The sequence below is a fragment of the Halococcus qingdaonensis genome (genome assembly GCF_024508235.1).
Taxonomy (GTDB): Archaea; Halobacteriota; Halobacteria; order Halobacteriales; family Halococcaceae; genus Halococcus; species Halococcus qingdaonensis.
Window position 1 is genome coordinate 382712 of record NZ_CP101943.1, and the last position, 12842, is coordinate 395553.

The 12842-nt window shown below is 66.1% G+C and carries 14 protein-coding genes and 1 tRNA gene; 5 read left to right on the forward strand and 10 right to left on the reverse strand.

Annotation, left to right across the window (positions count from 1 at the left end; all coding sequences use genetic code 11):
* The first annotated feature begins 108 nt into the window (after positions 1-108).
* The 3 genes from NO363_RS01990 (at position 109) to NO363_RS02000 (ending at position 1941) form a co-directional block, all read left to right on the forward strand.
* Positions 109-282 (forward strand): hypothetical protein, encoded by a 174-nt coding sequence (locus NO363_RS01990; RefSeq protein WP_004055595.1) that lies wholly within the window; start codon positions 109-111, stop codon positions 280-282.
* A gap of 48 nt (positions 283-330) precedes the next feature.
* A complete protein-coding gene (gene psmB, locus NO363_RS01995; protein ID WP_193788318.1) occupies positions 331-1044 on the forward strand; it encodes an archaeal proteasome endopeptidase complex subunit beta in 714 nt (237 codons plus the stop codon).
* Positions 1045-1398: 354 nt separating this feature from the next.
* Positions 1399-1941: a CBS domain-containing protein gene (locus tag NO363_RS02000; protein ID WP_256686492.1), complete on the forward strand. Its 543-nt coding sequence runs from the start codon at positions 1399-1401 to the stop codon at positions 1939-1941.
* A gap of 28 nt (positions 1942-1969) precedes the next feature.
* Here NO363_RS02000 and purM read toward each other — a convergent pair whose 3' ends face one another.
* The 5 genes from purM to NO363_RS02025 all read right to left on the reverse strand — a co-directional run bounded on the left by purM (position 1970) and on the right by NO363_RS02025 (position 7070).
* Positions 1970-2941, reverse strand: coding sequence for a phosphoribosylformylglycinamidine cyclo-ligase (gene purM / locus NO363_RS02005; protein ID WP_256686500.1), 972 nt, complete (start codon positions 2939-2941; stop codon positions 1970-1972).
* 63 nt (positions 2942-3004) lie between these two features.
* Positions 3005-3631 carry a zinc metalloprotease gene (locus tag NO363_RS02010; protein ID WP_256686502.1) on the reverse strand — a complete coding sequence of 209 codons (627 nt, stop codon included), beginning with the start codon at positions 3629-3631 and terminating at the stop codon, positions 3005-3007.
* Complete coding sequence (locus NO363_RS02015) at positions 3628-5124, reverse strand: TraB/GumN family protein (RefSeq protein WP_256686504.1); 1497 nt, start codon at positions 5122-5124, stop codon at positions 3628-3630. Before NO363_RS02015 ends, NO363_RS02010 begins: the two co-directional genes overlap by 4 nt.
* A 52-nt stretch (positions 5125-5176) precedes the next feature.
* Positions 5177-5626, reverse strand: a complete 450-nt coding sequence (locus tag NO363_RS02020; RefSeq protein ID WP_256686506.1) for an acyl-CoA thioesterase — start codon at positions 5624-5626, stop codon at positions 5177-5179.
* 142 nt (positions 5627-5768) lie between these two features.
* A complete protein-coding gene (locus NO363_RS02025) occupies positions 5769-7070 on the reverse strand; it encodes a M28 family peptidase (protein WP_256686508.1) in 1302 nt (433 codons plus the stop codon).
* Positions 7071-7158: 88 nt separating this feature from the next.
* On the opposite strand from NO363_RS02025, the gene NO363_RS02030 reads away from it, so the two are divergent.
* Positions 7159-8223 carry a polyprenyl synthetase family protein gene (locus NO363_RS02030; RefSeq protein ID WP_256686510.1) on the forward strand — a complete coding sequence of 355 codons (1065 nt, stop codon included), beginning with the start codon at positions 7159-7161 and terminating at the stop codon, positions 8221-8223.
* Positions 8224-8812: 589 nt separating this feature from the next.
* On the opposite strand, the gene NO363_RS02035 is transcribed toward NO363_RS02030, so the two are convergent.
* Positions 8813-8897: transfer RNA gene (locus NO363_RS02035), tRNA-Leu, on the reverse strand.
* Between the two features lie 123 nt (positions 8898-9020).
* Here NO363_RS02035 and NO363_RS02040 point away from each other — a divergent pair.
* Positions 9021-9836: an alpha/beta fold hydrolase gene (locus NO363_RS02040; RefSeq protein ID WP_256686513.1), complete on the forward strand. Its 816-nt coding sequence runs from the start codon at positions 9021-9023 to the stop codon at positions 9834-9836.
* On the opposite strand, the gene purF is transcribed toward NO363_RS02040, so the two are convergent.
* Genes purF through NO363_RS02060 form a run of 4 tightly spaced genes read right to left on the reverse strand, consistent with a single transcriptional unit; the run spans position 9837 to position 12773 of the window.
* Positions 9837-11258, reverse strand: a complete 1422-nt coding sequence (gene purF, locus NO363_RS02045) for an amidophosphoribosyltransferase (RefSeq protein ID WP_256686515.1) — start codon at positions 11256-11258, stop codon at positions 9837-9839. It lies immediately after the preceding gene.
* Positions 11258-11431, reverse strand: a complete 174-nt coding sequence (locus NO363_RS02050) for a 50S ribosomal protein L37e (protein ID WP_256686517.1) — start codon at positions 11429-11431, stop codon at positions 11258-11260. The genes purF and NO363_RS02050 overlap by 1 nt, the downstream gene beginning before the upstream one ends.
* Positions 11428-11664, reverse strand: a complete 237-nt coding sequence (locus NO363_RS02055) for an LSM domain-containing protein (RefSeq protein ID WP_256686519.1) — start codon at positions 11662-11664, stop codon at positions 11428-11430. The genes NO363_RS02050 and NO363_RS02055 overlap by 4 nt, the downstream gene beginning before the upstream one ends.
* A 50-nt stretch (positions 11665-11714) precedes the next feature.
* Entirely contained in the window at positions 11715-12773 is a 1059-nt protein-coding gene (locus tag NO363_RS02060; protein WP_256686521.1) for a M20/M25/M40 family metallo-hydrolase, read from the reverse strand.
* Positions 12774-12842 lie beyond the last annotated feature (69 nt).

Genomic DNA, 12842 nt, shown 5'->3' on the forward strand with positions numbered 1-12842 from the left:
ACACAAATACGGTTTAATCGCACGACTGCGGCGGTATGCGGTCGGTTGTCATTCACGATTTTGGTGCGATACAGTTATATACACGGTCGGGTACCCCTCGTCGAGGACATGAAAGCACGACTGCACCGCGCGTCCCTGTTCGCCGCGTATCAGACTGTGCTGCTGTTGGGTATCGTCACGTTCCCGCTCGCGCTGGCTGCCGAACGCGCCGGCCTCTCGCTGCCGATCGGCCGGCTCGTCGAGCGTCTCGGCGAGGCGTACGAGCGCGCGAGCGAGGAGTAGGACTTCTGAAGGACTGGTCTTTTAAGCGTCCGGCGAGTACACGGCGCAATGCCTGACCTACCAGACGCTCCGGAGTTGGAGCAACCCGGCCGACAGGCGACCGACGACATCTACGGTCCGGAGCTTGGCTCGCTGCCGAGTCCCGACATGGACGACGCCGAGATCACCAAGACCGGGACGACGACCGTCGGGATCACGACCACCGACGGCGTCGTGCTCGCCACCGATCGCCGGGCGAGCGCGGGCAACATGGTCGCGAGCAAACGCGCTCAGAAAATCGCCGAGATCCACCCCCGTGGTGCACTCACGATTTCGGGGGCGGTGAGCGCGGCACAGGCGCTCATCAGCAACCTCCGTGCAGAGGCCGATCTCTACGAGGCTCGCCGCGGCGAGGAGATGAGCATGCAGGCGCTCTCGACGCTCACTTCGAACTTCCTGCGCAGCGGTGCCTTCTACATCGTTCAGCCGATCCTCGGCGGCGTCGACGACGAAGGTGCTCACATCTACAGCATCGACCCCGCGGGCAGCGTCATGGAAGAAGAGTACGACGCGACCGGCTCCGGTTCGCCGTTCGCCTACGGTGTGCTCGAACAGCAGTACGAGGACGGTCTGAGCAACGACGAGGCCAGAACCGTCGCCGCGCGCGCAGTCAAAAGCGCCGTCGAGCGCGACACCGCCAGCGGCAACGGTATCATCCTCTCCGAGATCACCGAAGACGGCGTCGAGATCGAAGAGCACGACGACATCGAGCAGCTTCTCTGAGGCAACCGCTTTTTGCCGGTCGCAACTGCCGAGCGGTCGCTGTAGCGATTTCAGCTGCGGTTGCGGAGCAGTGGCGGTGCGGTTCCTGGTGGATGAAGGGCGAGACTGTGAGCGAAGCGAACAGTCGAGGGCTTCTGCGGTGCTGTGCGGGGCGGGTGCGGAAGCACCAGTATCCGCGCGAGCGGAGCGAGCGTGGTTCGCCGCGAACGAGGCCGCAGGCCGAGTGAGCGGGAGTTTTTGGTCCAGATTTTTGGACGAGATTCGAGGCGAGCGAACGACGTGAGCGAGCCGAGGACCCCGTCTAAAAAGGTGGGGGTCCGCAATCCTTTTGATTACCCACGGTTATCAGCGGGTATGGAGCTGCCGACGCCGGAGGATCTGCGCGAGCATCGGAATCGCGTCGGACTCACCCAGAGTGCGCTTGCCGATCGCGCCGAGGTCTCACAGCCGCTCATCGCACGCATCGAGAGCGGCGACGTCGATCCGCGGCTGTCGACGCTGCGGCGTATCGTGACGGCGCTCGACGCCGCCGAGGGTGGGATTCGGCGTGCGCGCGATCTGATGCACACCTCGGTGATCGCCATCGCGCCCGACGACAGCGTTCGGGAGGCGATCGATCGGATGGGCGAGGAGGGCTACTCGCAACTACCGGTGGTCCACGATGGCTATCCCGTCGGTATCATCTCGAACGGTGATGTCCGGCGGGCGTCCTCGGAGAACGCGGCCGAACTCCCCGTTGCGGACGTGATGCGCGAGTCGATCACGACCGTGGCTCCGGAGGCGACGCTCGATACGGTCGATACGCATCTCGATCACCACGACGCCGTCATCGTCGTCGAGAGCGGGCAGATGCTCGGCATCATCACCGAGGCTGACGTCGCTGCACACCTGTCCTGACGGTTTCCGATGCCGTGCTGTCTTCTTCTTAATCGAGTTCCAGCCCGTCGGTAGCGACGCCCGTCCCCTCGGTGACGTGACCGACGACCTGCCCGTCCGTCGCGTCGGCGAGTGCGGCGGCGTCGTCGGGGGCGAGCGCCGCGATGAACCCCATTCCCATATTGAACGTTCGGTAGAGCTCCTCGTCGGCCACATCTCCCTGGTCAGCGATGAACTCGAAGACCGGCGGGACGGGGAGCGGGTTCGTGATCTCGTAGCGGTGAGCCCCCATCCGTGTGAGGTTCGTCCAGCCGCCGCCGGTGACGTGAGCCGCGGCGTGCGTGTCGTGAGAATGTAGTGGGAGATCGGTGTAGATCCTGGTGGGTTCGAGCAGGACCTCGCCGACCGTTTTCTCGGAATCGGGGAAGAGGTCGTCGTAGCTTCCCGCGCGCGTCGCGGCCTCGCGTGCGAGTGTCAGCCCGTTCGAGTGGATACCCGAGGAGGGAAACCCGACGAGCGCGTCGCCGACCGTCGCCTCGCCGAAGAGATCGCTCTCGTCGGCGAGCCCCGCACAGGTTCCGGCGATGTCGAGCCCGCGGATCACCTCCGGCATGACTGCCGTTTCACCACCGACAAGCGCGACATCCGCGCGTTCGGCTCCCGTCGCGAGCCCCGCACCGAGTTCGGCGGCGGTCCCTTCGTCGGGCTCGTCGACCGCGAGGTAGTCGACGAAGGCCACGGGATCGACCCCGGCGGCCACGAGATCGTTGGCGTTCATCGCGATGCAGTCGATGCCCACCGTGGAGTAGTCGCCGACTGCCTCGGCGACGAGCAGTTTGGTGCCGACGCCGTCGGTCGCGAGCGCGAGATACTGGCCGCCGATGTCGATCAGTCCGGCGTAGTCACCTTCGCCGTCCTCGTCGTCGACCGCCCCCACGAGCGCCGCCGTCGCGGCTTCGCTCGCGCCGATATCGACGCCCGCACCGGCGTACGTGAGTCCGTCGTCCGCGTCGTCGGTCATGGCGAAAGCGCCGGTGGAGGCGGACAAAAGCCCGTCGGTGAGGGGGCGAGCGCTTTCGCCAGTTCAGAGGCCGATACCGAACGTCAGGAACACCGCGACCGCCGAACCGGCGCTCGCGACGAAGGCGACCGCGAAGACGACGACACTCCAGGAGAGCACCGTGCGCCCGTCGAGCGGGCCGAACGGGAGCATGTTGAACCCCGCCAGGAGGAGGTTGATGCCGACGCCGAACGTGCCGACCGTGCCGAGAAAGCCGGTGGCGAACAGCGTGAGCGCCGCGAACCCGAGTGCGAGAACGAGGTTCGTCACCGGGCCGGCGAGCGCGATGAGCCCGTTCTGGCGCTTCGTGATGCGCCCGCGGTGGTAGACCGCGCCGGGGGCGGCGAACAGGAAGCCGGCGAAGGCGCTCGCCACCGCCAGGAAGAGCATGCCGTAGTCGGCCTGAAACTGGGCGACCTGGCCGAACCGCTGGGCGACGAGTTTGTGCGCCAGCTCGTGGAGGAGAAAGCCGATACCGGCGGTGAGCATGCTGAGCGCGAACGAGCGGAAAACGGGCCCAGAGAGCAGCAGATCGACGTCACCGGCGAGGAGGATCCGCCGGAGCGGTGGCGTGAAAAAGAGCGCGAACGCGACGCCGAGCGCGATCCACGCGATCGCGAGATCGACGAGCTCGCGCCGGCCGAATCTCACGTGAGCGCCCCCCAGATGAGGTCGGCGCTGTTCTCGGCTCCCTGGATCATCAGATCGACGACGCCGTCGACGCCACCGACACCCGCCGCGAGTATCGGCAGAACGATGGCCGCGAATAGGAAGCTCGCCACGATGGAGCCGACGTTGGTGAGTGCGACGATCGCGATGAGTCGGAAGAGGGCAACCTCACGGAGGCGTTCCCAGAGCTCGCCGAGCGGGCTCTCCTCGTCGCTCAGGATCTCGTTCAGCGTGTTGATGTCGCCGACGTTGACGTCGAGATAGCGGAGTTCGACGTAGCCGGCGAACCAGCCCGGCGCGAGCAGGGGGTTGACGCTCGTGAGCCACGCGACCGCGCCGCCGACGAGCGCGCTCGCCCAGTGTGCGCCGCCGAGTCTGGCGAGCACGGTGGCGAAGACGCCGTTGACGAGAAACCACGCGCCGAACAGTTTGAGAAGGAAGCCGTTGCGCGCGCCGGCCATCGCCAGCAGAACGAAGAAGACCAGGAAGCCGAGCGTGAACAGGTAGCCGACGAGTTTGTACGGCGAGAACCGTCGGCCGCTCTCGTGGCCGACCAGCGAGTCCATCGGCGGGAGCGCCCCCGGCTCGCGGAGGTAGCGCTCGATGCCCTCGCGATGACCGGCACCGACGACCGCGACGACCCGATGGCCCTGCTCGCGGAGCGCCACCAGCCGGTGAGCGATGAACGCGTCCCGTTCGTCGATGAGTGCCTCCGCACCGCCCGGCGAGAATGCCCGGAACTCTTCCAACATGGTGCTCACGACGTCGGTGTCGGTCATGTCCTCGATATCGAACTCCTCGGTTTCCTCCTCTTCCTCAGGGATGCTCCAGACGAACGCCGCGGTGAGGATCGTCCCGAGGACGAGCCCGGAGAGGATCGCCACCGCCAGGAAGTCGGCCACCGCGACGACGAGCCCGGGAACTGCGGCCGTCGCCGGCAGCACGAGCGGACCGACGAACGCCTCGATCGGGATGGCGAGGAAGGTCCCGAGCGCGATGCCGATCCCCATGCCGACCGCCAGCGGCGAGGCGAACCCGAGCGGGAGGCTCAACAGCATGCTGAGCTTCTCGCCGGCGGTCATCCGCGCCCAGAACCGCTGGATCGTCATCTGGATGTCGCGGTCGACGAGCGCGACATCTGAACTGTGCTCCTCGGCGGTTTCGACGGCCGCGAGCATGTCCGCTCCGGGGTTGATGTCGAACTCGTCACCGAGACGCGTCTGCACATAGGAGAGCATCCAGTAGGCGAGAAATTGAAAGACCGTGTTCCCACGAAGAAGATCGCCCGCAGACAGATCGTCGGGCTGCTCGCCCTTGAGCTGGCGAAAGCGACCCTGGTCGAGTTCGACCGCCACGACGTCCGGGCGCTCCTCGGCGATGGTGCGCTCGACCTCGTCGACGCTTTCGTGAGAGACGTGGGCCGTCCCGACGACGTGGACGCTTCCCTCGTCCGTCGTCGCCGTCGAATCGCTCATTACGACGTGGACGAACTGGCCTTCCTTACCCCTGTCGGGATAGCGTTCCGAGCTACTCGTGCCGCTCGTCCGCATCGTCGAGCGCGGCGGCCTGGAGTCGCTCGCCCTCCTCGGAGTCGACGGTGAGTTCGGGCACCGGCGTCGGGTTGCCGTCCTCGTCGATGGCGACGTAGACGAAGTACGAGTCGGTGGTCTTCTCGCGTTCGCCGCTGGTGAGGTCCTCGCGGTAGGTCTGGAGACGGACGTGGACGCTCGTCCGGCCAGCCTGATAGACGTAGGATTCGATGAGCGCGACGTCGCCGACTCTGATGGGGCGCTCGAAATCGACCTGATTGATCCGCGCGGTGACACAGGAGTTGCCCGCGAAGCGCATCGCGCTCATAGCACCGATCTCGTCCATCCATTTCATCACGTTGCCCCCGTGGACGCTCTGGAGGTTGTTCGCGTGGTTTGGCTGGACCATCTCCCGGTTCTCGATGTAGGTCGATCGCAGATCGGTCATATCGGTCCTTCGCGCGCAGCGGAATGAGCCTGCTGTATCTCTCATACTGTCGGACGGGACTGATCGGAAATCGTGAGGTGAAACATCACTCGTTGCAGTAAATTTTCTCAATCTGAACTTCACGTACTTCCGTCCGACAGTATCAGTACGGCCACTCGCCGGTGACTTTCATCCCGGCGGCCTCGCCCTCGGCCTCGAGCGCGGCCGCGATCTCGTCGGGATCGGCGCGGGAAACCGTGAACTCGTCGTCGGCGAGTGAGACAGCGAGCTCGGTGAGGAGGATCGCCTGTTCGCGGAACGTGCGCGAGTCGAGCTTGTCGAGCGTGTCGGCGTGAGTGTGTCCCCAGCCACGATCCGGTCCCGTGTCGCTCTTGACGTGATAGCTCGGCACGCCCCAGCGGACGAACGGCCAGTGATCGCTGTGCGGGCCCTGTTTCGGGACTGTCTTCATTGGATGATCGAAGCGATCGACGACCTCCTCCGCGACCGCACCGAGTTCGTCGAAGCCGTGCGTCAGCAGCGCCAGCGTGCGTCCAGCGACGACGCCGTCGTTGTTGAGGATCGCCTTCACCGAATCGAGATCGGTCTCCGCGGCCAGATGCTCGGAGCCACAGAGACCGACCTCCTCGGCCCCGAACGCGACGAATTCTACTGTGATGTCGAGCTCGTCCTCCCGATCGGCGAGCGCGCGGGCGAGTTCGACGACCATCGCCGTGCCCGCACCGTTGTCCATCGCGCCCTCGGCGATGTCGTGGGCGTCGACGTGGCTCGTCACGAGCATTCGTTCGTCGCTCTGCGGTCCAAGTTCGGCGTGGACGTTCCGACTCGTCGCGTCGTGGATGTCGGCCTCGACGGCGACGCTCACCTGCTCTCCGTCGTACCGCCGACCGAGGCGTGCGCCGACCTCCTTCGAGACGCCGACGGCCGGGATCTCGCCGATCGGGCCGTCGGCACCGGCGACGCTCCCCGTGGGCGGGAGCTGGCCGGGAACGTGATTGCGGAAGACGAACGCGCTCGCCCCGCCCGCGACCGCGCGGTGGTACTTCTCGCTGCGGTGGACGAACCGGTCGTGGTGGTCGGGGACGTCGCTCGCGACCATCACGACCTCACCCTCGACGTCGCGAGCCGCGAAGTCCTCGGGGAGACCGTGACCGAGATCGACGAACTCGCCGGTCGCGTCGGCGCTCGGGCTTCGCGGGAGCGCGATGCAGGATGCGTCGGTATCATCTGTGCGGATCGCGCTCTCACCGCGCGTCCAGCCCTGGATGTCGAACTCCTCCAGGCGGGCGTTACGCGCGCCGGCGTCGGCGAGCGCGTTACGGGTGAGTGCTGCGGCGCGGCGCTCGCCCTCGCTGCCGGCCATACGGTTGCCGATATCGACGAGGGCCTCGAGGTGGTTCCAGCCAGTGTCGCTCGTGAACGTCTCGCCGATCCAGTCGTGCATGCGATAGCTGCCGGCGAGCGCGTGCTAAGCGTTTCGTCTTCGCGGGTGAGAGCGAGCCTTTTTAGCTCATCCCCGACCCGTTCGGTGTATGCGCGACGTGCTCGCGGCGTGGCGGCCGGTCATCGACGAGGAGATCGAGCGGCTGCTGCCACGCGAGACCAGTGCCGACTACGCGACATCGTTCTTCGGCCCACCGACCTACGACTACGACGCGACGGCGATCCAGCACGCGCTCTCCGAACCCGTCTGGAACCTGCTCGATCGCGGTGGCAAGCGCTGGCGCGCGGTCGTCTGCTGTCTGCTCATCGATGGGTTCGGTGCCGATCCACACGAGTATCTGCCCTACGCCTGCATCCCGGAGATCCTCCACAATGGGACGATCATCGTCGACGACGTCGAGGACGGCGCGACGATGCGCCGCGGCGAGTCGGCGCTCCACCACGAGTTCGGCACCGACGTCGCACTCAACGCCGGCAACGCGATGTACTTCTTCCCGCTCAAGATCGTCTCGCGCGACCCTGCCGACCTCGCGGCCAAGACACGCCTCGCGATCTACGAGATGCTGATGCACGAGCTCAATCGGACGCATCTCGGGCAGGGAATGGACATCCACTGGCACAACCAACAGGAAATCGAGATCTCCGAGCAACAGTATCTCGAGATGTGTGCGTGCAAGACCGGCTGTCTCGGGCGCATCGTCGCCCGGCTGGCCACGATCCTCACCGACCAGCCCGAAGAGGTCGAACACCACGCCGCACGTTACGCCGAACTGATGTCGATCGCCTTCCAGATCGGCGACGACATTCTGGACGTCGAGACCGCCACCGAGGCCGGCGGCGCGTTCGGCAAAGGGATCGGCAACGACGTCCGCGAGGGTAAGAAGACGCTGATGGCGATCCACGCCGCCCGCGAGGCCGACCCCGAGCGTGCCGCCAGACTCGAAGAACTGCTCTGGGCCGACGAGAACAGCACCGAGGAGATCGCCGAGGTCATCGCCATCTTCGAGGAGACCGACAGCGTCGCCTACGCCCGCGAGTGCGCCCTCGACATCGCCGCCGAAGCACGCGACCATCTGGCCGAACTCGATCTCGCCGACGAGCCCGCCGACAACCTCGCCGATTTCACTCGATTCGTCGTCGAACGCGACGTTTGAGACGGCTGCTGTGGCTGTGGCGGTGCTGTGCGGCCTGCTGACCTTGGTGTCTCGGCGAGTGGAACGAGCCGAGGCTCAGGAGAGTGTGCTCTCCTGGCGGATGAAGGGCGAACGAGCGACCGGAGTTCTCGTGAGCGAAGCGAACGAGAGCACGGAAGAGCGAAGCTCTTCCGGAGGGATGCGAGGGCTTCTGCGGTGCTGTGCGGGGCGGTGGCTGTGCGGTCTGCGGTTGTCATAGGTATCGAACCACGAACGAGCAACGCGAGTGAGCGGGCCGAGGAACCCCCGAAGGGGGTGACGCTGTCTGCGCGAACGAAGTGAGCGCAGGCTCGGGAGAGATTCGCTCTGCCGGTGGCTTTTGGTCCAGATTTTGCCACGAGCGAGCGAAGCGTGGTTCGAGACGCCTCCGGCGTCTCGTCATCACGAAAATCGCGCAGCGATTTTCGAACGACAGCAAAAGGTGGATGCGTGGGACCGGATTTGAACCGGAGCCAGACAATCCGACTCGCTGCGCTCGCCGGCTGCGACTGGCAGGGTTTAAATCCCTCCGTTCGATTCCTGCTGCTCGCGGGATTGCTCGCAGCAGGAATGCGTGGGACCGGATTTGAACCGGCGGACCTCTACAGGACAGCGCCCTCAACGCTGCGCCGTTGGCCTAGCTTGGCTACCCACGCGCGAGTCGTTGCTATCGCCCGGCCCAATAAAAGCGCTTCCATCTCACTGCTCCCTGTCGGACGATTGCACGTCCCCGGAGCACACGCGCCTAGATATAAGCCGCTCGCAGCCGTGTTATTGTCATGCCTGAACCGAGCGAGACGGCGACCGAGCGGTACCGACTGCGTCCGGAGACGGTCGTGACCGATCGCGGCGAGGGGCCGGCAATCGTCTTCGCACACGGGACGCTGATGGATCGGACGATGTACGATCCGCAGATCGACGCCCTCAGCGACGACTACCGGACGGTGGCCTACGATCTCCGTGCGCGCACCGACCAGTACGCGACCGAGTACGATCTCTACGATCTGGCCGACGACCTCGACGCCCTGACCGACGCGCTCGACATCGACACGTTCGTCCTCTGTGGGATGTCAATGGGCGGGTTCATGGCGCTGCGCTTCGCCGAGCGCTATCCCGAGCAGTTGGCGGGCGTCGTCCTGATCGACGCCATCGCCGAGCCCCACACCGACGAGGAGCGCGAGCAGTACCGACAGATGGCCGCACAGATCAGCGCGGACGGCGAATTCGCCGATCATCTGGTCGATGTCGCGAAAAACCAGCTGTTCGGCGCGACGACGCTGGCGGAGAACCCCGATCTCGTCGAGCACTGGACCGAGCGCTGGCGGACCTACCCGCCGGAAGGGTTCTATCGGGAGATGCACTCGTGGCTCGATCGCCCGGATTTCACCGACGAACTGTCTGCCATCGACGTGCCCGTGCTCTCGGTCCACGGCGCGGAGGACGTCTCGCTCGAACCCGAACGCACCGAATCGATGCTCGACGCGCTTCCCGACGCCCGTCAGGAACTGATTCCCGAGGCTGGCCACAGTTCGAACATCGAGAACCCTCAAGCGGCGACCGCGGCCATCCGGTCGTTTCTCGAAGACGTTTACTGATCAGTCGCCGATGACCGGTCGGCTGACGGCGCGGTCGGTTGCCTCGCCGTCGATATCGTAGGGGTATTCGCCGGTCACACAGCCCATGCAGAGGTCCTCGCGTGCCGTGTCGAGCGCGTCGGCGATCGATGCGGGCGAGAGGAAACCGAGGCTGTCGGCACCGATCGCCTCTCGGACCTCCTCGACGGTCTTCCCGGCGGCGATGAGCTCGTCGCGACTCGCCATGTCGATGCCCATGTAGCAGGGTGCGACGATCGGTGGTGAGCCGATGCGGAGATGGACCTCCGCGGCACCGACGTCGTGGAGCAGTTCGACCAGTTGGGTCGAGGTCGTCCCGCGGACGATCGAGTCGTCGATGAGCGTGACGGTCTTGCCCTCGACGGTCGATTTGATCGGGTTGAGCTTGAGCCGGACGGCGCGCTCGCGCTCGTCCTGGCTCGGCATGATGAACGTGCGCCCGACGTACCGGTTTTTCATCAGCCCTTCGGCGAACTCGACGCCCCCGCCATCCTCGTTGGCGGCCTCGGCGTAGCCGGAGGCGAACGCTCGGCCCGAGTCGGGGACGGGCATCACGACGTCGGTGTCGATGCCGTTCTCGGCCCAGAGCCCGCGGCCAAGTTCGCGGCGCGCCTCGTAGACGAGTTTACCGTCGACGGTCGAGTCGGGTCTGGCGAAGTAGACGTGTTCGAAGAAACACCGTGCGGTGTTGTCGGGGTCGGTGAGTCGGTGGCTCTCGTAGCCCGTGCCGTCGGGGTCGAGAACGATCAGTTCGCCCGGTTCCACGTCTCTGACGAGCTCGCCGTCGAGCGTGTCGATGGCGGCGCTTTCGCTGGCGAGTACGTAGCCGTCGTCGAGTTCGCCGAGACAGAGCGGGCGATTGCCCTCTGGATCCCTGAGTCCGAGCACGCGGTCGTCGTGCATCACCGCGAGCGAGTACGAGCCGTGGACCTTGGCCATCGTCTCCTCGACGGCGGTCACGAGATCCGCGTCGAGGAGGTTGCGCGCGAGGTCGTGGGCGATGACCTCGGTGTCGCCGTCGGAGGTGAAGGCGTGGCCCATCCCGGCGAGTTCGTCACGGATCGTGTCCGCGTTTACAAGGTTACCGTTGTGTGAGAGCCCGAGCGAGCCACTCTTGAACGAGACCGAGAACGGCTGTGCGCAGGCGGTATCGACGCTGCCGGCGGTCGGATAGCGGACGTGGCCGATCCCGTTCGAGCCGTTGAGCTCGGCGATGTCGTCGGGATCGAAGGCGTCGCCGACTAACCCCATCTCGACGTGGGAGTGCTGCTGAAAGCCGTCGTGAGTGACGATGCCCGCCGACTCCTGGCCGCGGTGCTGGAGGGCGTACAGCGCGTAGTAAAGGGGGCGGGCGGCGGCGCGGTCGGCAAGTGAGACGCCGACGACGCCGCACTTTTCGTCCATTACTCGCCGGCTTTGTCCTGCCACTCGTAGTCGCGCCGTTTGGCGGACTTCCCGAAGCCACAGGACGAACAGACCTTCTTCGTCTTGTGGTAGGAGGCCTCGCCGCAGCGGCGACATTTCACGTGAACGGTCTTGTTCTTCTTCCCTTGGGACGACGTTCCGCCGGATGTCATGGTGTTATCGAGACGACGTTGTCGCCGCGGATAATCGTTGTGCTCTCGACCGTCTCGGTCGCCTCGTCCGCACCGGTCGACGGCTCGGAATCGCCGCCTGCGGGTTCGAGTACGACGTTCAGATGCTGGTCGTAGCCGCCGAGCTCGCCCGTGTAGGTCACGCCGTCCTTCAGTCGGACGGCGACGCCGTCGCCGAGGTTCGCTTCGAGTACGTCGAGGGGGCGTCCACTCATACGGCCCACTCGCCGGGTTGCGCTCTTAAACGTACCGACCGCGTACGGGCCTAGATATCGACGGCGAACGCGTCGTCGGCCTCGACGTCGGCCGCGAACGCGCCGAGTAGGTCGGCGAGCGCGTCGAGATCGTCGGTGTCGATGACCTCGACGGGCGTGTGCATGTAGCGGTTCGGCAGGCCGAGGTTGAGCGACGGGATCCCGCCACGCTCGGTGAAGATGGCGTCGGCGTCGGTGCCCGTCCGCGAACCCGTCGCCTGGAGCTGGGTCGCGATGTCGGCCGTGTCGGCGCTTTCGCGCAGCGCGTCGACCAGAGCGGGATGGTTCGCCCCGCCGCGGGCAATGACCGGTCCGTCACCGAGTTCGACGCCCGTACTGCGGTTGCCGGGCGTCCCGGGGTCGTCGGTCGCGTGGGTGACGTCGACGACGATCGCCGCGTCGGGCGCGAGCTCGAAACCGATCATCTTCGCCCCCTGCAGGCCGACTTCCTCCTGGACGGTGCTCACGGCGCAGACCGTCGCGTCGACGTCGGCCTCGCTCGCGCGGCGCAGCCCCTCGGCGGCGGCCCAGGTTCCGATGCGGTTGTCCATGCCGCGGGCGGCGAGCCGGCTGTCGTCGAGTTCGCTGATCGTGCTCTCGATCGTGATCGGATCGCCGACCGCGACCAGCTCCCGTGCGCGCTCCTCGTCCGTGACGCCGATGTCGACGTGTTGGTCCTCGATGTCGGCTGTCTCGTGGTCGTCGCGGAGGTGGATCGCCGTCTGGCCGATGACGCCCTCGATCGGGCCGTCGGCGGCGTGGATCGTGACGTGCTGGCCGCGCGAGACGGTCTTGTCGGCACCGCCGATGGCACCGATCCTGATGAACCCCTCACCGTCGATGTCGCGCACGACGAAGCCGATCTCGTCGGCGTGGCCGGTCAGCGCGACGGTCGGTGCATCGCTCGCTCCTTCCAAGACGGCGATGGCGTTGCCGTACGAATCGGTTCGCACTTCATCCGCGAACTCGCTCACGTAGTCGACCCAGACGCGCTGGCCGCGGGTCTCGAAACCCGACGGGCTCGGCGTCGTGAGCAGTTCGTCCAGAAACGCACGTTGTCGTTCGTTCACGGTCGTCGTACCGCTTCGAGGCTGATGAAGCTCCCGCCACGCTGCCGGCACTCGAAGCCCAAACGAATA